Annotated in this window: 20 protein-coding genes; 12 read left to right on the top strand and 8 right to left on the bottom strand. The window is 73.9% G+C overall.

Features of this window, described 5'->3' with window-relative positions:
* Nucleotides 1–90: 90 nt before the first annotated feature.
* Together ABD990_RS01820 and ABD990_RS01815 are read right to left on the bottom strand one after the other, a co-directional pair.
* Nucleotides 91–699 (bottom strand): MSMEG_0567/Sll0786 family nitrogen starvation N-acetyltransferase, encoded by a 609-nt coding sequence (locus ABD990_RS01820; RefSeq protein ID WP_345377851.1) that lies wholly within the window; start codon nt 697–699, stop codon nt 91–93.
* 65 nt (nt 700–764) lie between these two features.
* Nucleotides 765–1,955: an MSMEG_0568 family radical SAM protein gene (locus ABD990_RS01815; protein WP_345377850.1), complete on the bottom strand. Its 1,191-nt coding sequence runs from the start codon at nt 1,953–1,955 to the stop codon at nt 765–767.
* A 72-nt stretch (nt 1,956–2,027) separates the two neighbouring features.
* Between ABD990_RS01815 and ABD990_RS01810 the strand changes: the two genes are divergently transcribed.
* Nucleotides 2,028–3,203 carry an MSMEG_0565 family glycosyltransferase gene (locus tag ABD990_RS01810; protein WP_345377849.1) on the top strand — a complete coding sequence of 392 codons (1,176 nt, stop codon included), beginning with the start codon at nt 2,028–2,030 and terminating at the stop codon, nt 3,201–3,203.
* Between the two features lie 107 nt (nt 3,204–3,310).
* On the opposite strand, the gene ABD990_RS01805 is transcribed toward ABD990_RS01810, so the two are convergent.
* On the bottom strand, nt 3,311–4,834 hold the full coding sequence (locus tag ABD990_RS01805) for a GAF domain-containing protein (RefSeq protein ID WP_345377848.1): 1,524 nt from the start codon (nt 4,832–4,834) through the stop codon (nt 3,311–3,313).
* Nucleotides 4,835–5,009: 175 nt separating this feature from the next.
* Between ABD990_RS01805 and ABD990_RS01800 the strand changes: the two genes are divergently transcribed.
* Nucleotides 5,010–5,783 carry a LuxR C-terminal-related transcriptional regulator gene (locus ABD990_RS01800; RefSeq protein WP_345377847.1) on the top strand — a complete coding sequence of 258 codons (774 nt, stop codon included), beginning with the start codon at nt 5,010–5,012 and terminating at the stop codon, nt 5,781–5,783.
* Nucleotides 5,784–6,522: 739 nt separating this feature from the next.
* Here the strand turns inward: ABD990_RS01800 and ABD990_RS01795 are convergent.
* The gene (locus ABD990_RS01795; RefSeq protein WP_345377846.1) at nt 6,523–6,924 is read right to left on the bottom strand and encodes a GlcG/HbpS family heme-binding protein; all 402 of its coding nucleotides are present in this window, start codon (nt 6,922–6,924) and stop codon (nt 6,523–6,525) included.
* A gap of 249 nt (nt 6,925–7,173) precedes the next feature.
* On the opposite strand from ABD990_RS01795, the gene ABD990_RS01790 reads away from it, so the two are divergent.
* The 8 genes from ABD990_RS01790 (at nt 7,174) to ABD990_RS01755 (ending at nt 14,723) form a co-directional block, all read left to right on the top strand.
* The gene (locus ABD990_RS01790; protein WP_345377845.1) at nt 7,174–7,929 is read left to right on the top strand and encodes an MIP/aquaporin family protein; all 756 of its coding nucleotides are present in this window, start codon (nt 7,174–7,176) and stop codon (nt 7,927–7,929) included.
* A gap of 154 nt (nt 7,930–8,083) precedes the next feature.
* Entirely contained in the window at nt 8,084–8,533 is a 450-nt protein-coding gene (locus ABD990_RS01785; RefSeq protein WP_345377843.1) for a diol dehydratase small subunit, read from the top strand.
* Nucleotides 8,533–10,227 carry a propanediol/glycerol family dehydratase large subunit gene (locus ABD990_RS01780; protein WP_345377842.1) on the top strand — a complete coding sequence of 565 codons (1,695 nt, stop codon included), beginning with the start codon at nt 8,533–8,535 and terminating at the stop codon, nt 10,225–10,227. The genes ABD990_RS01785 and ABD990_RS01780 overlap by 1 nt, the downstream gene beginning before the upstream one ends.
* On the top strand, nt 10,227–10,817 hold the full coding sequence (locus ABD990_RS01775; RefSeq protein WP_345377841.1) for a propanediol/glycerol family dehydratase medium subunit: 591 nt from the start codon (nt 10,227–10,229) through the stop codon (nt 10,815–10,817). The genes ABD990_RS01780 and ABD990_RS01775 overlap by 1 nt, the downstream gene beginning before the upstream one ends.
* Nucleotides 10,818–10,821: 4 nt before the next feature.
* On the top strand, nt 10,822–12,639 hold the full coding sequence (locus ABD990_RS01770) for a diol dehydratase reactivase subunit alpha (RefSeq protein WP_345377840.1): 1,818 nt from the start codon (nt 10,822–10,824) through the stop codon (nt 12,637–12,639).
* On the top strand, nt 12,636–12,977 hold the full coding sequence (locus tag ABD990_RS01765; RefSeq protein WP_345377839.1) for a glycerol dehydratase reactivase beta/small subunit family protein: 342 nt from the start codon (nt 12,636–12,638) through the stop codon (nt 12,975–12,977). The genes ABD990_RS01770 and ABD990_RS01765 overlap by 4 nt, the downstream gene beginning before the upstream one ends.
* Before the next feature lie 193 nt (nt 12,978–13,170).
* The gene (locus tag ABD990_RS01760) at nt 13,171–13,764 is read left to right on the top strand and encodes a helix-turn-helix domain-containing protein (RefSeq protein ID WP_345377838.1); all 594 of its coding nucleotides are present in this window, start codon (nt 13,171–13,173) and stop codon (nt 13,762–13,764) included.
* Nucleotides 13,761–14,723, top strand: a complete 963-nt coding sequence (locus ABD990_RS01755) for an AIR synthase related protein (protein ID WP_345377837.1) — start codon at nt 13,761–13,763, stop codon at nt 14,721–14,723. The genes ABD990_RS01760 and ABD990_RS01755 overlap by 4 nt, the downstream gene beginning before the upstream one ends.
* 191 nt (nt 14,724–14,914) lie before the next feature.
* Here ABD990_RS01755 and ABD990_RS01750 read toward each other — a convergent pair whose 3' ends face one another.
* Nucleotides 14,915–15,346 (bottom strand): hypothetical protein, encoded by a 432-nt coding sequence (locus ABD990_RS01750; RefSeq protein ID WP_345377836.1) that lies wholly within the window; start codon nt 15,344–15,346, stop codon nt 14,915–14,917.
* 112 nt (nt 15,347–15,458) lie between these two features.
* Entirely contained in the window at nt 15,459–16,484 is a 1,026-nt protein-coding gene (locus ABD990_RS01745) for a 6-phosphofructokinase (protein ID WP_345377835.1), read from the bottom strand.
* 129 nt (nt 16,485–16,613) lie between these two features.
* Here ABD990_RS01745 and ABD990_RS01740 point away from each other — a divergent pair, with 129 nt between their 5' ends.
* Nucleotides 16,614–17,087: a hypothetical protein gene (locus ABD990_RS01740; RefSeq protein ID WP_345377834.1), complete on the top strand. Its 474-nt coding sequence runs from the start codon at nt 16,614–16,616 to the stop codon at nt 17,085–17,087.
* A 187-nt stretch (nt 17,088–17,274) separates the two neighbouring features.
* Nucleotides 17,275–19,356: a PhoX family protein gene (locus tag ABD990_RS01735; RefSeq protein WP_345377833.1), complete on the top strand. Its 2,082-nt coding sequence runs from the start codon at nt 17,275–17,277 to the stop codon at nt 19,354–19,356.
* A 54-nt stretch (nt 19,357–19,410) separates the two neighbouring features.
* On the opposite strand, the gene ABD990_RS01730 is transcribed toward ABD990_RS01735, so the two are convergent.
* Nucleotides 19,411–20,211: a VldE C-terminal domain-containing protein gene (locus ABD990_RS01730; protein ID WP_345377832.1), complete on the bottom strand. Its 801-nt coding sequence runs from the start codon at nt 20,209–20,211 to the stop codon at nt 19,411–19,413.
* A 189-nt stretch (nt 20,212–20,400) separates the two neighbouring features.
* Nucleotides 20,401–21,480, bottom strand: a complete 1,080-nt coding sequence (locus ABD990_RS01725; RefSeq protein WP_345377831.1) for a DUF3616 domain-containing protein — start codon at nt 21,478–21,480, stop codon at nt 20,401–20,403.
* Nucleotides 21,481–21,508: the final 28 nt, after the last annotated feature.

Genomic DNA, 21,508 nt, shown 5'->3' with positions numbered 1-21,508 from the left:
TGAGATCGCTCTCTCGTCCATCGTCGATTCCGCGCGTCGCGACGCGCCGCCGGGATCGGAGGTCGTTCGCCGCTCTCTCCCGGGAGGGCGTCAGGCGACCCGGGGACCCGCGAGCCAGGGGGTCACCGGGCCCGAGAGCGTGATGCTCATCGGGACGTGCGGGTGGCCGACGTACGTCTCGACCGGCCCGTCCGTGGTCCAGCCGAGGCGGTGGAAGAAGCGCTCGTTGGGCAGCTGGACGTGGGCGCGCATCCGCCGGCCGTCGCGGGCACCGGCGGTCTCGACGGCGAAGCGGACGAGGGGGCCGCCGATCGCGGCGGAGCGGAACCCGGGCAGTACCGCGAGGCGGTCGCCGAGCCACTCGCCGGGGCGGCCGGTGGGGTAGAGGCGGACGGTGCCCGCCGGGCGGCCGAGGTGGGTGGCCAGGACGTGGACGACGTCGTCGCGGGCGTCGTGCGCGTCGAGGTCGGAGTAGGCGAACACGCCCTGCTCGTCCACGAACACCGCGTGCCGGATCGCGTGGTGGGCGGCGCGGGCGGCCGGATCGGCGGCGGGCCGGCAGACGACGGGATCGACGCCGACGAGCACGTTGACCGGCCGCACGGGCCGGATCCGGACCGGCCTCCGCGCGCCGCCCGGCAGGGACCCGGCGGGCTCCCCGTTGCCCGGGAGGGACCCGGCCCGTTCCGCTTCGCGCACGCCCGGAACGTGGGCCCGCTCCGCGTCGCCCACGCCCGGCCGGGCCCGCTCCGGCAGCACGGCCATCATGCGCCCGGGCGCTTCCCGATCTGCAGCAGCGGTGCGCCGCCAACGGAGCCGCCGGACCCGCACGGCGTCGCCCCGCCCGACTGCTGGACCAGGTCGAGCGAGGAGCAGGCCTGGCAGCGGGCGCACCCGGCGACAGCGGTGTGCGCACCCAGCCCGCGCTCGGCGAGGAACCCGGCGACCTTGCGGTAGATCGGCTCGGTGTACTCGCGGGCGGGCGCCGGGACGTCCTCCATCAGCGAGCCCGCGACCGGCCGCAGCGGCACCACGAACGGGTAGACGCCGATGTCCACGGCTCGCCGGCACATCTCCACCGTCAGATCCGGGTCCTCGCCCATGCCGAGGATGACGTAGGTCGACACCCGGCCCTCGCCGAACAGGTGCACCGCCCGCTCCCACGTGCGGAAGTAGGTGTCGACGCCGGTGCGGAACTTGCCGGGCGCGACCCTCGCGAGCACCGCCGGGTCGAAGGACTCGATGTGGATGCCGACGGAGTCGATGCCCATGTCGTGCACCTGGTGCAGTACGTCCAGCGACCGCGGCGGCTCGAACTGCACCTCGACGGGCAGGCCCGCGGCCTCCTTGACCGCCTGTCCGCAGCGGGCGACGTACAGCGCGCCACGGTCGGGCGCGACCGACGAGCCGGTGGTCAGCGTCGCGTCGACGGCGCCGTCGAGGTCCCGGGCCGCGACGGCGACCTCGGCCAGCATCTCGGGCGTCTTCCTCGCGATCGTGGCGCCGGCGGCGAGCGAGACGCCGATGCCGCAGAACCCGCACTGGTCCGAGTTGCCCCAGTAGTTGCACGCCTGCACGACGGTCGACGCGAGCGAGTCCAGGTGCAGCAGGGCGATCTGGTGGTAGGGGACGCCGTCGGCGGTCTCGAGGTCGTAGAAGCGCGGGCGCCGCGTCCCGGAGACCGAGGCGACCTTCACGCCGTCGCGGTAGATGCCCTGGCCCTCGTCCTCGGCGCGGAGCGCGTACGGGGAGGTCGTGTTGGGCGGCACCGTGACCGGGACGCCCTCGATCCACAGCATCCCGGAGTCCGACGGGCCGGCGCCGCCCGTGCGGGAGTTCTCCAGCTCGGTCTCGACCCGCAGTCCGACGCTCTGCAGGTCCATGATCAGGGCCGCGGTGTCGACCGGAGGCGCCTCGACGACCTCGCCGGGGCTGCGCTCGTCGGTCACGGTCATGCGAGAGCTCCTCCACTATCGGACATGGTCGTCTCGCATCAGAGAATTCACTATGGTGAACGAGTGCGCAACATGGTCAACGCGACTGGGTCCCGGATCACGAGGGTCGCCCTGCTGACCCACTCGACGTCGCCCCGCGGCGGGCACGTCCACACGCTCGGGCTGGGCGAGGCGCTGCACCGCGCCGGCCTGCCGGTGCACCTGTTCGCGCTCGGCGACCCGGCGAAGGGGCTCTACCGGCCCGTCGACCTGCCGCACACGATCGTCCCGGGGCCGCGCCGCGAGGGGACCACGCTCACCGGACGAACCCTCGACGGCATCGAGCGGCTCGCGGCCGCGCTGGCGGAACGGATCGGGGAGTTCGACGTCCTGCACGCGCAGGACTGCATCGCCGCGCGGGCCGCGCTCGCCGCCCGGGCCCGCACCGGGGCCGACCTGACGGTGCTGCGCACGGCCCACCACGTCGACGACTTCACCACCCCGATCCTCGTGGACTGCCAGCGCCGGGCGATCACCGAGCCGGACAGGGTGCTCGTGGTGTCGGACCAGTGGCGCGGCATCCTCGCCCGGGACTTCGGTGTCGGGACGACGATCGTGCCCAACGGCGTGGACCGGCACCGGTTCGCGGACCCGGTACCCGTGCCGCGGCCCGCGGACGGGCGGTTCCTCCTGCTCGCGGTGGGCGGGATCGAGCCGCGCAAGGGCATGGTGCACGCCTTCCGCGCGCTCGCCCGGCTGCGCCGCGAGGGGCTCGACCCGGTGCTCGCCGTCGTCGGTGGGCACTCCTTCCAGGACTTCGCCCCGTACCGCGCGGCGGCGCTCGCGGAGCTGCCCGGGCTGGGGCTGGAGCTCGGCCGGGACGTCGTCGAGCTCGGCACGCTCACGGACGCGGAGCTGGCCGGCTGGTACGCCGCGGCGGACGCCCTCTGCTACCCGTCGACCGCGGAGGGGTTCGGGCTCGTCGCGATCGAGGCGATGGCGCTCGGACTGCCGGTCGTGGCCAGTGACCTGCCCGTCTTCCGCGAGCACCTCACGGACGGGGTCGACGCCCTGCTGCCGGCCGTCGGCGAGGACGAGGCGCTGGCCGCCGCCCTGCGCCGGGTGATCACGGAGCCGGAGCTGCGAGCGTCACTCGTCGAGGGGGGCGCGCGCACGGCCGCGCGGTTCACCTGGGAGCACTCGGCCGAGGTGCACGCGGGGATCTACGCGGAACTCACCCGCACGAACGGCACCCTCGCTCATACCTAGCGCCCGAACGCGCCGCTCGCTCAACACGTGGAGTCGCGGGCGGCCGGTGCGCGAGCGGCACTCTCGCTCATACCTAGTGCACGAACGCGCCGCTCGCTCAGTCGCCGCTACTCCGCCAGCAGCCGCGCGGCCCGGGACTCGGCGACCGCGCGCCGCGGGTCGCCGGCGGGCAGCATGTCGACGAGCAGCTCGTGCGCCTCGAGATCGTCCCGCCCGAGCCGGTGGGTGGCGTAGGCGTGGACGAGCTCGACGTCGTCCGACTCCAGGACGGCCCGGCGCAGCCCGACCTCCAGCTCGTCCCGCGCGCCACGGACCTCCGGCGCGTCCGACCGCGGGAGGAGCGGGCCCGCGCAGGCCCGCAGCGCGTCGGCGACCCGGCCCTCGCGCAGCGCGCGGCGAACCGTACCGAAGTCCGTGTCCACCACCGCGTCGAGCCGGTACGGGCGGGTCTTGAGCACGTCCGTGCCGATCAGCGCGCGCAGCCGGTGGATCTCGCCGCGGACGGTGGTCTGGTTGCCGTCGTCGCCGTAGAGGAGGAAGGCGAGCCGCTCGGCGGTCAGGCCCTCCGGGTGCAGCGCCAGCGCGGTGAGGATCTCGGCGGGGCGGAGGGTGAGTGCGTGGCTCTCGCCGTCGAGCACCACCGTGGGGCTGCCGTCGCCGAGGAAGCGCAGGGACAGCGCGTGCCGCGGCGCGTCGACGACGGTCGTGCGGCCGCCGCGCCGGGCGGCGCGCAGCAGGTAGCCCTCGGCCAGCGGCTCGACGTGCATCTCCCGCCCGTCGGCCAGCCGGACCCGGTCGGCACCGGCGGCGATCTGCTCCAGGTCCACCCGCTCGGGCCACTCGCCGAACGGCTCGCCGGCGATGATCCGGCCGGTCGGGGTGACGAGCGCACCCGGTGTGCCGCGCAGGCTCTGCAGGTGGGGCTGGTTGCGGGCGCGCAGCCGCTCGTCGGCGATCGCCAGCTGCATCCGCATCTGGTTCTCGGCGAGCTGCGCGGTGGCCGTGACGAGCGCGAGCATCGCCGGGTGGATGGTGCGCCGCGGCCCGGTGATGTCGATGGCGCCGACGATCCGGCCGGTGTCCGGGTCCGTGACGGGCGCGGCCACGCAGGTCCAGGCGTGCACGGCGCGCACGAGGTGCTCGGTCGAGTGGATCTGCACGGGCTTGCCGACGGCGAGGGTCGTGCCCATCGCATTGGTCCCGATGGCCTCCTCGGACCAGCAGGAACCCTCGACCAGGCCCACTCGGTCCGCGGGACGCAGGACGGCGTTGGCGCCCTCACGCCACAGCACGATGCCCTGCTCGTCCGTGACCACGACGACGTGCATCGCCTCCTCGGCGATGCTCACCAGGTTGCTGCGCAGCAGCGGCATGACGTTGTGCAGCGGGTGCGCGGCGAGCCGCGCGGCGCTCTCGGAGCGGTCGAACCGAAACGGGGGTAGCGCCGTGGCGGGGTCGATCGCGGCGGCGAGGCTGCGTTCCCAGGACTCGGAGACGAGCCGGCGGACGGTCGCGTCCCCCGTGTCGTCGAGGACCGCCTCGAACAGCTCGTCGATGGCGTGGGCCGGACGTGACGGGGAGGCGGACAAGCCGGACCCCGGCTCGCGCTCGACCACCCCGTCGACTGGCATCGGCTCCCCGACTGTCCGCGTGCTTCCGGCACCCATCATCGTTCACCTCCACCCGGATCAGCAAGGCGAGGTTGCGCCTGTCCGAGCGGGCAGCGTGAGCGTGCAACGAACGGGCAACGTGATTCACCTTACCGTCGCCGCGACTACGACCCGTCGACGTTCGAAAGGCTCAGCGATGACCGCAGAACTCGCCGATATCAGGGTCCTCGACGCGCGCCCGGCCCAGGCCACGCGCATCCCCGCGGTCACCGGCGTCTCGGACACCGGCCGCGGCGACTCCCCGTTCGCCACCGTCCGCACCGGCCGGATCCTGGTCGTCGACGGCGAGGGCATCGTCCGCCTCGGCCTCCGCCAGCTGTTCGCCGCCGAGCCCGACCTGCGCATCGTCGGCGAGGCCGCCACCCCGCGGGACGCGCTCGTCGCGGCGGACCGGCTCCGCCCGGACGTCGTGCTGCTCGACGTGGACCTCGGCCGCGGCGACTCGGCCGGCATCGACGTGGCCCGCGCGCTGCTGCAGCGCCACCGCGGCACCCGGATCCTGGTGCTGACGGCCTGCCGCGACCGGGAGACCATGCTGCGCACCGTCCGTCTCGGCGTGCACGGCTACCTGCGCAAGGGCGCCGACACCGCCGACATCGTGGCCGCCGTGCGCACGCTGCTGCGCGGCGACGCCGTGTTCGACTCGCGCATCACCACGATGATGATGGACGCGCTGCGCGACCCGCGGGAGCCCGCGACGCCGGCCGGCCCGCGCGGCCCGCTGCTCACCGAGCGCGAGAACCAGGTGCTCAAGCTCCTGGCCACGGGCATGTCGAACCGGGAGATCGCCACCGAGCTGGTGATCAGCGAGGCGACCGTGAAGTTCCACGTCCGGAACCTGCGGGACAAGCTCGACGTCCGCCGCCGCACCGAGATCGTCTACACCGCGACCCGCCAGGGGATCGTCTGAGACCCGCGCGCCCGGCGTGCCGACGGGGGCCGCCGGCCGCGTGACGCATCGGCCGTGCGCGATCGGTGGTGCCCCGCACCACCGGCCGCGCACGCGCGTCAGCGCTGAGTGTCACGGGCGGTCGGTGCCGAGGGCCGCTCTCGACGTGTCGACGTGCGGCGTGTCGGGATGCGGGGGAGTGCGCACGCGGGTCAGGGCGCCGCACACCCGTCCTGCCCGCCCCGCACACCCCGGACGGCAGTCGCACACCCCGTCGACGGGCTGTGCCACGCGCCTCCGGGTGTGCCCCGGGAGGCGTCGCGAGCGGCGGCCTGTCGTGGGGGTGAACCACGGTCCCCTGTGGCGTCGAGCGGCGGCCTGTCGTGGGGGTGAACCGCGGTCCCCGTGGCGTCCCGGCCTGTCGTGGGGGTGAACCGCAGGCCCGTGGTCGGGTACGCCGCGACAGCGCCGCGCCCGATACCCGTGGCGCGACACACCGCGCCGAGCCCCGCACACCCGGTCGACGACGTGTGCGGCGCTCGCCGTGGTTGTGCCGTGCCGCCGGGAGGGGTGTGCGAGGTCCCCGCGGGTGAGGAAGGTCCCGGCGGGTGTGCGCGGACGCCCGGGCGTCCCGCCACCCTCGTGAGCGGCCGAGGTCGCCGGAGCGCCCGTCGCTCGCCCACGACGACGGGCGGAGGGCCACGCCCGCCGCTCTCACCCACCAACCCACATCACCGGGCCGGCTTCGCCATCCTCACGCTCAGGTGAGCGCGTCGACCGCCGCCTGCGCCACCTGCGTGTCCTGCTCCACCGAGCCCGCGCTCACCCCGACCGCGCCGACCAGCTCGCCGTCGCGGTGCACGGGCAGGCCACCACCGAAGGGGACCATGCCGCCGGAGAGCTGCTCGAGGCCGTAGAGCTCCTGGCCCGGCTGGACGAGCGCGGCCAGGTCGCCCGTGGGCATGTTCATCAGGATCGACGTGCGCGCCTTGCGCTGCGAGATGTCGATGCTCGCCCGGATCGCGCCGTCCTGGCGGGCGAAGGCCAGCAGGTGCCCGCCGGCGTCGACGACGGCGATGTTCATCGGCTGGCCGATCTCGTCCGCCTTCTTCAGGCCGGCCGTCAGCGCCTTCTGCGCCTCGGCCAGGGTCAACCCGCTCATCCTCGAGTCCCTCCGGAAGTCCGTGCGGGCCCCGCCCGGTACGGCGGTGCCCCCTCCACCCAACCGGACGGGGGCGGCCGCCGACAGCTCCGCCTTGGGTCAGGTTCCTCCTCGCCCGCGGGTCAGGTCCCACCCCCGCTGAGGGTGAGATTTCGAGGGCCGTTGCGCCCCAACCTCTTCCGTCACACGGGCAGCACTGTGGAGCGTATCGCCGGGCCGCGCAGGGCGGCCGGGACAGGGAGGTCCGGCATGACGGCAGGATCGATCGTGTTGTGGGAGGCGCTGGGCACCGCGGTGCTCATCCTCCTGGGTGTCGGCGTGGTGGCGAACGTGGTGCTGCGGCCGACGCTCGGCACGGGCGGCGGCTGGTTGATGATCACCTTCGGCTGGGGTTTCGCCGTGTTCGCCGGGGCGAGCATCGCCGAGCCCTCGGGCGCGCACCTCAACCCGGCGGTGACGATCGGCCTCGCGGTGGCCGGGGCGACGCCGTGGTCGATGGTGCCCTTCTACCTGATCGGGCAGTTCGTGGGCGCGTTCGTCGGCGCCTGCGTCGGCTGGCTCGCCTACAAGGCGAACTTCGACAAGAACGTGGAGGAGGACCCCGAGGGCAACCGCGGCACCCGGGGCATCTTCTGCACCGGCCCCGTCGTCGCGCGGTCGGGCTGGAACGTGATCACGGAGATCGTCGCGACCTTCGTGCTGGTCTTCTGGATCCTCAGCAACCCGGCGGCCCAGGCGCCCGACGGCGCGGGCGTGCCCCAGTTCGGCAACGGCGCCCTCGGCTACGCGGCGGTCGCGTTCGTGGTCATCGGCATCGGCTGTTCGCTCGGCGGGCCCACGGGCTATGCGATCAACCCGGCCCGCGACCTGGCCCCCCGGGCGGCCTACGCCCTGCTTCCGATCAGGGGCAAGGGCAGCGCGGAGTGGGGGTACTCGTGGGTGCCGGTCGTCGGACCGATCATCGGCGCCGTCCTCGCGGGCCTGCTCAGCCTGGGTGTCTCGTGACCTCACCGGCAGGAGAGGCGCCGTTCGGGTTGCCCCTGGCCGTAGGGGTTCCCGCTACCTGCGCACCTGCGCAACGGTTGGCAGGCGGCGCGGGCGTCGCGGTCGACCGACCGCGCCCCGCCCGCGTCCCGGCGAACGACGAGAGGTGATGCGCGTGTCCGCTCCAGCTTCCGGGTCCGGCCCCGACCTCGGGCCCGTCGACTACCCGCTCTCGGTCAACCGTCAGGACCTCCTGCGCACCCCGACGGGCAAGCCGATCTCCGCCCTGACGATGAACGCCGTCGTCGCCGGCGAGATCGTCGCCGACGACCTGCGGATCGCCCCCGAGACGCTCCAGCTGCAGGCCACCCTCGCCGAGTCGGTGCACCGCCGGCAGCTCGCCGCGAACTTCCGGCGCGCGGCCGAGCTCACCGCAGTACCCGACGCCGAGGTCCTGGCGATGTACAACGCGCTGCGCCCGCGCGCCTCGAGCAAGGCGCAGCTGCTGCAGATCGCCGAGAACCTGGAGAGCAAGTACCAGGCCACCGTGTGCGGTGCCCTGGTCCGTGAGGCCGCCGAGGTCTACGAGCGCCGCGACCTGCTGGCCCGCGACGAGGAGGACTGATGACGACGACGGAGAACCGCCGCTCGAAGCGGACCGAGGTCCTGGAGGACCGCCCCGTCAACCTCGACGGCTTCGTCGAGGAGTGGCCCGAGAAGGGCCTCGTCGCGATGGAGTCGGACTTCGACCCGAAGCCGAGCGTGCGCGTCGAGGACGGGAAGATCGTCGAGCTCGACGGCCGTGCCCGCGCCGACTTCGACTTCATGGACACCTTCATCGCCGACCACGCGATCGACGTGGAGACCGCGGAGGAGGTCAATGCGATCCCGTCCGTCGAGATCGCGCGGGCGCTGGTCGATCCGCGGGCCTCGCGGGACGAGCTGACCCGGATCGGGCGCGGGCTCACCCCGGCGAAGATCCTCGACGTCGTCAAGCTGATGAACGTCGTCGAGATCATGATGGCGATGCAGAAGATGCGGGCCCGCCGCACGCCCGCCAACCAGGCGCACTCCACCAGCGCCAAGGACAACCCGATCCAGGTCGCGGCCGACGCCGCCGAGGCCGCACTGCGCGGCTTCGCCGAGCTGGAGACCACCCTCGGCGTGGTCCGCTACGCCCCGCTCGTGGCGATCGCGCTGCAGGTCGGCGGCCAGGTCGGCCGGGGTGGCGTGCTCACCCAGTGCGCGCTGGAGGAGGCCACCGAGCTCGAGCTCGGCATGCGCGGCATCACCGCCTACGCCGAGACGATCTCGGTCTACGGAACCGAGTCCGTGTTCGTCGACGGCGACGACACCCCGTGGTCGAAGGCCTTCCTGGCCAGCGCGTACGCCTCGCGCGGGATCAAGATGCGGTTCACCTCGGGCACCGGCTCGGAGGTGCAGATGGGCAACGCCGAGGGGCGATCCATGCTGTACCTGGAGATCCGCTGCATCCTGATGGCCAAGGGCGCGGGGGTGCAGGGCCTGCAGAACGGCTCCATCTCCTGCATCGGCGTGCCCGGCGCGATGCCCGGCGGGATCCGCGCGGTGGCCGCGGAGAACCTGGTCGCGAGCTGGATGGACCTGGAGTGCGCCTCCGGCAACGACCAGTCCTTCTCGCACTCGGCGATGCGCCGGGTCAGCCGCGCGCTGCCGCAGCTGCTGCCGGGCACGGACTTCGTCTGCTCCGGCTTCTCCGGGGTGCCCAACGCGGACAACATGTTCGCGGGCTCCAACTTCGACGTCGAGGACTACGACGACTGGAACACCGTCCAGCGCGACCTCCAGGTCGACGGCGGGCTGCGGCACGTCCGGGAGAACGAGATCCTGCAGATCCGGGAGAAGGCCGCCCGGGCACTGCAGGCGGTCTTCGCCGAGCTGGACCTGCCCCGGATCACGGACGAGGAGGTCGAGGCGGCCGTCTACGCGCACGGGAGCGGCGACTACCCGGAGCGCGACGTGCTCGAGGACCTCAAGGGCGCGCAGTCGGTCATGGACCGGGGGATCACCGGCCTCGACCTGGTCAAGGCGCTGGAGCGCAGCGGCTTCCACGATGTCGCCGAGAACTTCCTGACGGTCCTGCGGCAGCGCGTCTCCGGCGACCTGCTGCAGACGTCGGCGATCCTCACGGACGACTTCGTGCCCCTCTCGGCGATCAACGACGCCAACGACTACGGCGGCCCGGGCTCCGGCTACCGCCTCCAGGGCGAGCGGTGGGAGCAGCTCAAGAAGCTGCGCCACGTGACGAGCGCCGAGAACCCCGAGACGGAGGTGTCGTGATGTCCGCACCCACCACAGCGTCGACACAGGCCGAGCGCACGCTCACGCTGAACGAGGTCGGCCCCGCCAAGCGGGCGTCGCGGCCCGACGAGGTGGTCGTGGCCGTGTCGCCGGCCTTCTCCGACCCCTTCACCAAGACCATCGTCGACGTGCCGCACGCGGAGGTGATCCGGCAGATCCTGGCCGGCATCGAGGAACAGGGCGTACACGCGCGGGTGATCAAGGTGTGGGACACCGCGGACCTCGCGGCCGTCGCGCACACCGGCGCCCGGCTGTCCGGTTCCGGTGTCTCGATCGGCCTGCTCTCGCGGGGCACCGCGATGATCCACCAGCGGGACCTGCCGCGCCTGTCCAACCTCGAGCTGTTCCCGCAGTCACCGCTGCTCGACGCCGAGGTGTTCCGCCGGATCGGGTCCAACGCCGCCCAGTACGCCAAGGGCGAGTCCCCGGCCCCGGTGCCCACCCGCAACGACCAGATGGCCCGGCCGCGCTGGCAGGCAAAGGCCGCGCTGCTGCACCTCAAGGAGTACGAGTGCATCGTCGCGGGACGCAGGCCGGTGGAGGTCGAGCCGGTGATCTCCCGCGGGTGACGGCATGACGGATCGGCTCGTCGTCGGGGTCGACATCGGCAACTCGACGACCGAGGCGTGCGTGGCCGCCGTGCCCGGGGACTCCCCGGAGTACCTGAGCACGGCGCTCACGCACACCACCGGCGTGAAGGGCACGCCGGACAACACCGACGGTGCCGTGGCCGCGGTACGGCGCGCGCTGGAGAAGGCCGGGCGCTCCCCGGCGGACCTCGACGTCGTCCTACTCAACGAGGCCACGCCGGTCATCTCCGGGCTGGCCATGGAGACGATCTCCGAGACGATCATCACCGAGTCGACGATGATCGGGCACAACCCCGCCACGCCGGGCGGGGAGGGGCTCGGGGTCGGCACCACGGTGGCGATCGACGCGCTGGCCGGCGCGTCCGGCCCGACGATCGCGGTGGTCGGGGCGGGCTGGGACTTCGACGACGTCGCGACGGAGCTCAACGCGGCCACGGACCGCGGCCTGGAGATCGTGGCCGCGGTCCTGGCGCACGACGACGCCGTGCTCGTCGTCAACCGGCTGCGCGCGCCGATCCCGGTGGTCGACGAGGTCGGCGCGGTCGAGAAGGTGCCACTCGGGATGCGCGCGGCGGTGGAGGTCGCACCGCCCGGCCGCACCATCCGCACGCTCTCGGACTCCTACGGGCTGGCGTCGGTGTTCGAGCTGGACCCCGACCAGACCAAGCAGGTCTCGCCGGTGGCGCGGGCGCTGACCGGGAACCGGTCCGCCGTCGTCGTCCGGACCCCCAGCGGTGACGTGACCGACCGGCGGATCCCGGTCGGCACGCTCACCCTCTCCGGGGCGGGCAAGACCCTGCAGGTCGACGTCGACGCGGGGGCCGAGGCGATCATGGAGGTGCTCGGCCGGGTCCAGCCGCTCGACGACGCGACCGGCGAGGCCGGCACGCACGTCGGCGGGATGCTCGCGCAGGTCCGCGACACCATGACGGACGTGACCGGGCAACCGGCGGCGGAGATCCGGATCCGGGACGTGCTCGCCGTCGACACCTTCGTGCCCAAGGAGGTCCGCGGTGGTCTGGCCGGCGAGGTCGCGCCGGAGAACGCCGTCGCGCTGGCGGCGATGGTGCGCACCAGCCGCAGCCGGATGCAGGTGGTGGCCGACGAGGTCGCCGCCGCGCTGGGCTGCCGGGCCGAGATCGGCGGCGTCGAGGGCGAGATGGCCGTCCGCGGCGCGTTGACCACGCCCGGGACGGCCGTGCCGATCGCGGTGCTGGACCTCGGCGGCGGGTCCACGGACGCGGCCCTGCTCGACCGTGACGGCGTCAGCTCGGCCGTGCACGTCGCCGGGGCGGGCGAGCTGGTCACCAAGCTGATCGGCTCCGAGCTGGCGCTCGACGACCGGGAGCAGGCGGAGGCCGTCAAGCGGTACCCGCTGGCGAAGGTGGAGAGCTTCTTCCACGTCCGGCACGAGGACGGGACGGTGCAGTTCTTCGCGGAGCCGCTGCCGTCGCACGTGTTCGCGCGGGTGGTCACGATGACGCCCGAGGGCCCCGCGCCCGTCGCGACCCGGCACTCGGTCGACCACGTGCGGCGGGTGCGCCGGGAGGCCAAGCGGAAGGTGTTCGCGGTCAACGCCGTGCGGGCGCTCAAGCAGGTGGCGCCCGGCGGCAGCCTGCGGATGCTGGACTTCGTGGTGCTGCTCGGCGGCTCGGCGCTGGACTTCGAGATCCCCGACCTCATCGCCGACGCCCTCGCCGGTTACGGCGTGGTCTGCGGGATCGGGAACGTCCACGGCAGCGAGGGGCCGCGCAACGCGGTCGCGTCCGGGCTGGTCGACGCGCACGTGGCGGGGTCGTGACCGAGAAGCCGGCGATCGTCCTGCGGCACGGCGGGTCCCCGGACCCGGCGGTGCTGCGGGAGGTCTGCGCGGGGGCGGAGGAGGAGGGCGTACCGACGCGGGTGGAGCAGGTCCGCGCGGCGGGCGCTGACGGCGCGGTCGCGTTGGCCCACGCGGCCGCGCTCGAGTCCCCGTTGGAGACGGGGATAGGGATCGACGAGTCGGGTGGCGTCGCGGTGCACCACGCGTCGCTGCCCGCGGAGGCCCCGGTGCAGCGGGTCGAGGCGGGCTCCCCGCGCCCCGACCTGCGCATCGCGGGTCGCACCGCGGCCCGGATCGTGAAGGTCCTGCCCCTGTAAGCCCGATTGAGCGAACGGCGCTCTCGTTCATACCGGTGAGCGAGAGCGCCCGGTCGTGCTTCCGGGGACCGAGTGAGCGAACGGCGCTGTCGCTCATACCTAGTGAGCGAGAGCGCCGCTCGCTCATCGGCATCGGGCGGGGCGATGCGCGGCGGGTGTTCACCATAGGTGGACGCCGTCTAGGATGGTCAACGTGAGCCGGCCGAGCCCCGCGACCTGGGAGCCCATCGTCGACGCGATCGGCCCCAAGGTGCGCGCCGCCCGTACCCGGCTCGGGCTGTCGTTGCAGCAGCTCGCGGCCCGGGCGGACGTCTCGGCCGCGGCGGTGCACAAGGTCGAGCGCGGCGACATGGTCCCGACGATCACCACGCTGCTGAAGCTGGCCGGGGCGCTGGGACAGCCGGTGTCGGCGTTCGTCGACGACAGCGGGCTCGAACCGCCGGCCGCCGTGCACGTGCGCTCCGCGGAGCGACTGCCCGCCCCGCGCGACTGGGCGCCCGGGGCGCTCGGGGTCGCGGTGGAGGGGCTCGCCGCGCCCACGGACGCGCTGCGGGCGGCGGCGGTGGAGGTCGTGGTCGAACCGGGCGGCGAGAGCGGCGACACCAGGCCGCGCCGCCCCGGCGAGGAGCTGGTGCTGGTCCGGGAGGGCACGCTGTCCGTGCAGGTCGCGGGGGAGACGTACGAGGTGGAGGCCGGGGACGCGCTGCACTACCCCACGGACCGCGGACACGCCTGGCGCAACGCCGGCGACGTCCCGGTGCGCGCGGTCTGGGTGGTCCTGCGATGAGCGCGCCCGCGACCGAGACCCTCGAGGAGATCGCCGCGGCGTGCCTGGCCAACCCGGGGCTCGCGGCCAAGGCCGAGATCGCCCTGGTGGGCGAGGTGCTGGGCGGCACGGACTGGCAGGGCGGGCCGGGCGACGACGGCGCGGTCGTCACCGCGCACGGCCGTCCGGTCGTGGCGTGCGGCGAGGCGCTGTTCCCGCCGTTCGTGGCCGCCGACCCGCACGGTGCCGGCTTCGCCGCGGTGCTGACGAACGTCAACGACGTCGCGGCCATGGGTGGGATGCCGCTCGGGATCGTCGACACCGTCGTGGCGTCGGAGGAGCTGGCGCGCAAGGCGCTGGCCGGGATGCGCGAGGCGGCGGAGCTCTACGACGTCCCGATCGTCGGCGGGCACCTCACGCTGCACGAGGGCGACCCGGCGATCTCCGCCTTCGCCGTCGGGGCCACGGCGGCGCCGCTCTCGGTGACCCGCGCCGCGCCCGGACAGTCGCTGGTCGTAGCGGCCGCGCTCGACGGGCGGATGCGCGAGGACTTCCCGTTCTTCCCGGCCTTCGAGTCGCGGGGGCGGCGCAGCGCCGGCGACGTCCGGCTGCTCGGCAGGCTCGCCGAGGAGGGCGTCGTCGTGGCGGCGAAGGACATCAGCATGGCCGGACTCGTGGGGTCGCTGGCGATGCTGCTGGAGCCGGGGAGGCTGGGGGTGACGGTCGACGTCGCGGCCGTGCCCGCGCCGTCCGGCGTGCCGCTGGTGCGGTGGTTCAACTGCTTCCCCAGCTTCGGTTTCCTGCTCTGTGCGCCGGCCGGGCGCGAGGAGGAGTGCCTCGCAGCGTTCGCGGAGCGGGACCTCGCGGCCGCGGTGGTCGGGACGCTCGACGACTCCGCCGTGCTCGCGTTGACGCGGGGCGACGAGCGGGTGGAGGTCCTGGACCTCCGCACCACCGCCATCACCGGCCTCCCCCGCTGATCAGATCTCCCGACTCGCGGAAGCCGGGAGCGCGACTCGCGGAGGATGCGATCCTCCGTGCCGCGAGTCGGGGTGTGCGCTTCGGCGAGTCGGGGTGTGCGCTTCGGCGGGTCGGGGTGGGCTTCGGCGGGTCGGGGTGGGCTTCGGCGGGTCGGGGTGGGCTTCGGCGGGTCGGGGGTGGGTTCCCAGGCTCAGGGGGCGACGCGGAGGTGGCGCGGCGGGGTGGCGGGGGCGAGGGTCGGGCAGATCCCGTCTCCGGCCACGATCCCCGGGTCCATCCCCACCGCCCGGCCCAACGCCGCGACCGGCGCGGCCGTGCGGGCGCCGCGGAGCGCGGCGTCGGCGGCCAGGGAGAAGATCCGCAGCGCGCGCTCCGGGTCCCGCCAGCGGTGCTTCTCGGCGAACTCCACCCAGCGCGCCGGCGGGAGCGTGGTGTCCTCCGGGTACTCCAGCTCCGCCCAGGTCACCGCCGTCTCGAACAGCTCGACGATCGCGTCGGGATCGGTCTCGACGTCGAGCAGCCGGTCGTGGTGGGCCCGGCGCCGATGGTCCGCGCGACACTCGGCGGGGCAGGCGAGCCGGGCCGGGACGGGAATCTGCTCACGTGCGGGCTGCTCGGGCACGGCGGGCCTCCGATCCGGCGGGCGCTGGGGACCTCCCAGTTCTAGATCCCGCCCGGCACCGGGCGATTGCCGGACTGTTTCATCCGGATGAAGGCGCCGCGCGTCGCGCCGCTCAGCCGAAGAACACCTCCGCCTCGGAGTAGAGCGCCGGGTCGACGGTCTTGAGCTGCTTGGTCGCCTCGAGCAGGGGGACCATCCGGATGTCGGTGCCGCGCAGCGCCGTCATCGTGCCCCACTCGCCGGCATCGACGGCGTCGATCGCGTGCAGCCCGAAGCGGGTGGCGAGCCACCGGTCCCGGGCGGTGGGTGTGCCGCCGCGCTGAACGTGTCCGAGGACCGTCGTGCGCGCCTCCTTGCCGGTGCGGCGCTCGATCTCGTGCGCCAGCCAGTCCCCGATCCCGCCGAGCCGGGCGTGCCCGAACGCGTCCTTCTGCATGCTCTGCAGCACCTCGGCGCCGCCGATCGGCATCGCGCCCTCGGACACCACGATGATCGACGCGTAGCGGTCCCGGAACCGGCTCTCGACCCAGGCCTCGACGCGGTCGACGTCGAAGGGCTGCTCGGGGATGAGGATGCCGTTGGCGCCACCCGCCATGCCGGCGTGCAGCGCGATCCAGCCCGCGTGCCGGCCCATGACCTCGACGATCAGCACGCGGTGGTGCGACTCGGCCGTGGTGTGCAGCCGGTCGATCGCCTCCACCGCGATGGAGACCGCCGTGTCGAAGCCGAACGTGTAGTCGGTGCCGCCGAGGTCGTTGTCGATGGTCTTGGGCACGCCGACGACCCGCACCCCGTCGTCGTGCAGCCTGGTCGCGACGCCGAGGGTGTCCTCGCCCCCGATCGCGATCAGCGCGTCGACACCCAGCGCCTCCAGGGTGCCGCGGATCCGGGCAACGCCGTCGTCGACCGCGAACGGGTTGGTCCGCGAGGAGCCGAGGATCGTGCCGCCGCGGGGCAGCAGACCGCGGACGTCGGGCACGCCGAGCGGCCGGACGTCGCCCTCGAGGACCCCGCGCCAGCCGTCGCGGAACCCGACGAACTCGTGCCCGTACGCCCCCGCGCCCTTGCGGACGACCGCCCGCAGCACGGCGTTCAGGCCGGGGCAGTCGCCCCCGCCGGTCAGGACCCCGACACGCATCGCGCGCCTCCGTTCTCCATCGATGCAGAACCCGCGGCATGTTACCGCCGTCACAGCTGCGCGGCCGGGTGGGCCTCCCCGCCCGACGGGCGCGGGATTCAGCCCGGGGGAGCCCGGGTACCGACCGGCATGAGCACGACGAGCGAGACCCCGCCCGCCCCCACCGATCTGTCCGTCGACGAGACCCACTCCCGTCCCGAGGGCGCCTCCGACGAGCTGGTCGAGGCCGCCGGCAAGTTCTCCGAGATGCTCGAGCGGATCGAGCGGGCCCGGGGTGCGCTGTACGAGTTCCACCAGCTCATGGGCGGGGCGGACGCCATGCTCGACGACGTCGTGGACAAGCTCCGCGCGTGCGGCCAGGAGGAGTGGGCCGAGCGCATCGAGCGCGAGCTCGTGGGCCGCAACGTGCTGCAGGGGCGCTGGAGCTTCCAGATCGTCGAGGACTTCGACGACAACTACTACGAGCCGCTCAAGGGCACCGAGCGCGAGATGCGCGACGACCTGATGGGCGGGCGCCGGCACGTGTTCGAGGCGGAGATGAAGCAGCGCCGCCGCACGCACGGGCACCCCCACCACACCGCCACCCCGGAGAGCGCGGACTGACGGCGTGACCGCGACGGTCGTCGGACCGTCGCCACCCCTGCGCCATCTCTGCGGCCTTCGTCACGTCCGTCGGATCCGTGACCTGCGCCTTTCCCCGTCGTCCATGTGGTGATCACCTCCGGCTCGCCTCGGTTACCTAGCGTCGCGGCGACCCGAACCGGTGAACCCACCACACTGGAGGACGACCGTGGCCCAGCCGTGCGCCGGCGACCACCCGCCCCGTTCCCTTCCCCTGCTGCACCGCGGGCGCCAGGGTCTGACCTGCCGCTACCGCTGCGGGGACGCCTGTGCCCGCCCCGAGCCGAACCGGTCGGCCAACCCGTACTTCGGCGAGGTGCTGCAGACCGTGCTGGACCGGCGCGGGGTGCTGCGCGCCGGTGCCGTGCTCGGCCTGGCGACGGGCGCGACCGCGCTCGTCGGGGCTGCGGGCGCGTCGTCGGCCGCGGCCGCCCCGGCCGGTCCGCTCCCGGCCGCGCCCGAGCGCTCGCCCGCCCCGTACGGGCTGAACTACGAGACCGTCCCGCCGAACACCGACGACGCCGTCCGCGTCCCGCGCGGCTACGCGCAGCAGGTCGTGGTGCGCTGGGGCGACCCGATCGTGCCCGGGCCCCCGGAGTTCGACTTCGACGGCCAGACGGCCGAGGCGCAGGCGCAGCAGTTCGGCTACAACAACGACTTCTGCGGGCTGATCCTGCTGGAGGGCCCCGCCCGGCGCTGGGTCATGTTCTCCAACCACGAGTACACGATCGAGCCGCTGATGTTCCGCGAGTACGACGCGGCCGCTCCCACCGAGGAGCAGGTCCGGATCGGGCTCGCCGCGCACGGGCTGTCCGTGGTGGAGATCGTCCGCGACCGGACCGGCCGGATCACCGTGGACCTGGCGGGGAGCCGCAACCGGCGGATCACCGGCACCTCGGAGTTCGTGCTCGACGGGCCGGCGGCGGGCTCGTCGCTGCTGAGGACCTCCGCGGACCCCACCGGCACGGTCGTGCTCGGCACGTTCAACAACTGCTCCGGTGGCGTGACGCCCTGGGGCACGTTCCTGTCCGGCGAGGAGAACGTCAACCAGTACTTCGCCAACGCCGACCCGGCGGACGCGCGGCTGGCCCGGTACGGATTCGAGGAGGGGGCCTCCGAGCGGGGGTGGGAGACCGTCGAGCCGCGGTTCGACCTGGCGAAGGAGCCGAACGAGGCGAACCGCTTCGGCTACGTCGTCGAGGTCGACCCGCACGATCCGCGGTCACGGCCCGTCAAGCACACCGCCCTGGGGCGGTTCAAGCACGAGGGCGCCACCGTGCGGCTGTCGAAGGACGAGCACGCCGTGGTGTACCTCGGCGACGACGAGCGCTTCGACTACGTCTACAAGTTCGTCTCGTCGAAGACCATGCGCAACGGGCACAGCCGCCAGGCCCGCGAGCACAACAAGACGCTGCTCTCCGACGGCACCCTGTACGTCGCGCGGTTCACCGGCGACAGCCCGCAGGCCGACGGCAGTGGCACCCTCCCCGAGGACGGCGCCTTCGACGGCTCCGGCGAGTGGATCAAGCTGGTCTCCGGCTCCACGAGCTTCGTGCCGGGGATGACCGCGGAGGAGGTCTACGTCTTCACCCGCGAGGCCGGGGACAAGGTCGGCGCGACGAAGATGGACCGGCCGGAGGACGTCGAGCCGCACCCGACCACCGGACACGTCTACATCGCGCTGACCAACAACACCGACCGCGGGAAGGCGGGCAAGGCGGGGCCGGACGAGGCCAACCCGCGGGTGGACAACAAGCACGGGCACGTCATCGAGCTGGTCGAGGCCGACGACGACCCCACCGGGACCCGCTTCTCCTGGTCGATCCTGCTGGTCTGCGGCGACCCCGCCGACCCGTCCACGTACTTCGGCGGCTTCGACAAGTCCCAGGTCAGCCCGATCACGTCGCCGGACAACGTGGCGTTCGACACCCACGGCAACCTGTGGATCTCCACCGACTCCGGCGCCGCACTGGGCCAGAACGACGGGCTGTTCGGCGTCTCGCTCCGCGGCGACACCCGCGGGCGGACCACCCAGTTCGCCTCCGTCCCCGTCGGTGGCGAGACCTGCGGCCCGGTGGTGACCGAGGACTTCGTGCTGATCTCGGTGCAGCACCCCGGGGACGTCGACGACGCCTCCCCGGCCAACCCGGGGTCGACCTGGCCGGACGGACCGGGCACCCAGCCGCGGCCCGCGGTGGTGAACATCTGGCACGAGGGCGAGGACGGCCGCCCCGCTCGCATCGGCATCTAGGAGCGAACGGCACTCTCGCTCACCAGGTGTGAGCGAGAGTGCCGTTCGTGCAGGTCAGGTGCAGAGGTCGGGGTCCGGGGTGCCGCTGCCCGACGAGCGCTCGAAGGACACGTGGACGTGGTCGAAGTGGTTCTCGGTCGCGTTGCCCCGGTTCTCCATCGACTCCCAGCCGTCCCCGTAGTTGATCCGCTGTTCCCAGATCACGTACGAGATGCCGAGGGCCTCGCGGTTGGCCAGCGCGCAGGCCGCGATGCGGTCGCCGTGGGCGCCGGTCGTCATGAGGTCGAGGGCCCGGCCGGTGGGGTGGTCGGAGACGCGCCCGCGGCCGGCGACGCCGATGAGGTCCGGCCGGTCGTAGAGGCAGGAGAGGAACCGGGCGGCGTCGCGGACCCACGGCTTGACGGCGCCGAGGTCGGAGAGGTCGACGTCGCAGTTCGTGCGGGCCTCGCGGGCCAGTCGCTCCTCCTCGGCCCGGCGGGCGGCGTCGTTGAGCCCCGCGGACTTCAGCAGGTTCTCGGCCGCGGCGAGCCCGGGCGGGTCGGCCTCGCGGCGGACCGGCAGGACGCTCGCCGCGAGGGCGGCACCGTCGGCGGAGAACAGCTCGTCGTCGACGACGTCGGCCGACGCCAGGCCCACCTGGGTCGACTCCACCGCGGACGGGTCCGTGGCCAGCAGCGACGCCACCGGCGCCACCACGGCCAGCGCGCCGCCGGTGACCGCGGCGGCCGTTGCGCCGCGGCGCAGCGCCTGCCGACGGGTCCGGAGCGGCGGGGCGCCCGTGCCCGCGAGCAGCCGTCGTACGTCGACCGTCCCGCGACCGGGCGCGCCCGCGGCGGGGGAGCGGTGCCGCGACACGTCCTGCCTTCTCGGTGCGAGGCCCGGGCGGACCGCCGGTGCACCGGACACCGGGCGGAGGGTCTCCGGGTCCGTCGGGGAGCCGGGCCGTCGCGTCGTGTCCGAAATGTAGCGGAGAGGTCACGAAGAGCCGCGTACCGGTGACTCACCGTGAGACGTGCGTGCCCGCGTGCGCGGCGAGCGGTCGGCTCACCCGTCCAGCGTGACGACGTCCGCGAGCACCGACGACGGCGTGGGCCGACGGTCGGGTCCCGGGCTGTCGTGCACCACGAGCAGCCGTGCCGGCCCGGCCCCGGGGAGCAGCGCGACGCCCTCGGCGTGGTCCTCGCCCTGCCCGTGCGGCAGCTCGCCGACCAGCGGCAGCCGGTCGCGGCGGACGAGCAGGGCGGCGTCCGAGGCGGCCGCGTCCCGCCACCGGTACAGCCGCACCGGCCCGGACAGCGCCATGCTCGGCCCGGCGAGGACCAGCAGGTCGTCGCCGTGCGGGCACAGGTCGCGCACGCCGAGCCCGCCCAGGTCGAGCAGGTGGGTGCGGTACCGCTCCCCGTCCGGGAAGGCGCCGAGCACGAGCCGGCCGTCGTCCGCGGGGTCCGGCTGCGGGAGCAGCTCGAGGACGACCGCCCAGCCGCGCAGCACCGGGCCGCGCAGTCCGACGTAGACGGACTCGCCGTGCACGGCCAGGCCCTCGACGTCGAACCCGTTGTCCTTGCCCGGGATGCGCAGGAACGGGCCGAGCCGCGGGTCGTCCGCGAGCAGGTCCGCCAGGCCGACGCCGCCGGGCGCGCCGACAAGTGCGGAACAGACACCGGCGGCCGTGCGCAGCACCAGCTCGGGCGGCCCCTCGGTATAGGTCTCGACGGCGAGCCGCGCGAGGACGTACCGGTTCTCCTCCCGACGGACCTTGGCCAGCCGCTTCAACGCGCGCGCCGCGTCGTTGTCCGGCTTGACGCGGCGCCGCTTGAGGCTGTGCGAGCCGATCGCCCAGAGGAACCCGCCGGAGCGGGCGAGGCCCTCGATGTCCGCCTCCTGGTCCGGCGGCCCGGGCAGCCGCACCAGCTCGGCGAGCGGGAAGCTCACCGGCTTGTCGGCGACGGCGAGCGCGCGATCGAGCTCGAGCCGCTCGATGCTCGCGGTCTCGTCGCCGGCGAGCCACACGCTGGACCCCTCGACCCGCACGGCCGAGAGGTTCACGTGGTTGCCCGTGCGGACGGTGTCGCCCGCGAACCGCAGCTCGACCTGCCGTTCGAGCCTGAGGAGTCCGTCGCCCATCCCCCAGTTCTACCGGCGTCGGCGCGCC

Source organism: Pseudonocardia yuanmonensis, assembly GCF_039542425.1.
GTDB lineage: Bacteria > Actinomycetota > Actinomycetes > Mycobacteriales > Pseudonocardiaceae > Pseudonocardia > Pseudonocardia yuanmonensis.
The sequence above is the reverse complement of the archived record's forward strand: the minus strand, read 5'-3'. Positions and strand labels throughout refer to the sequence as shown.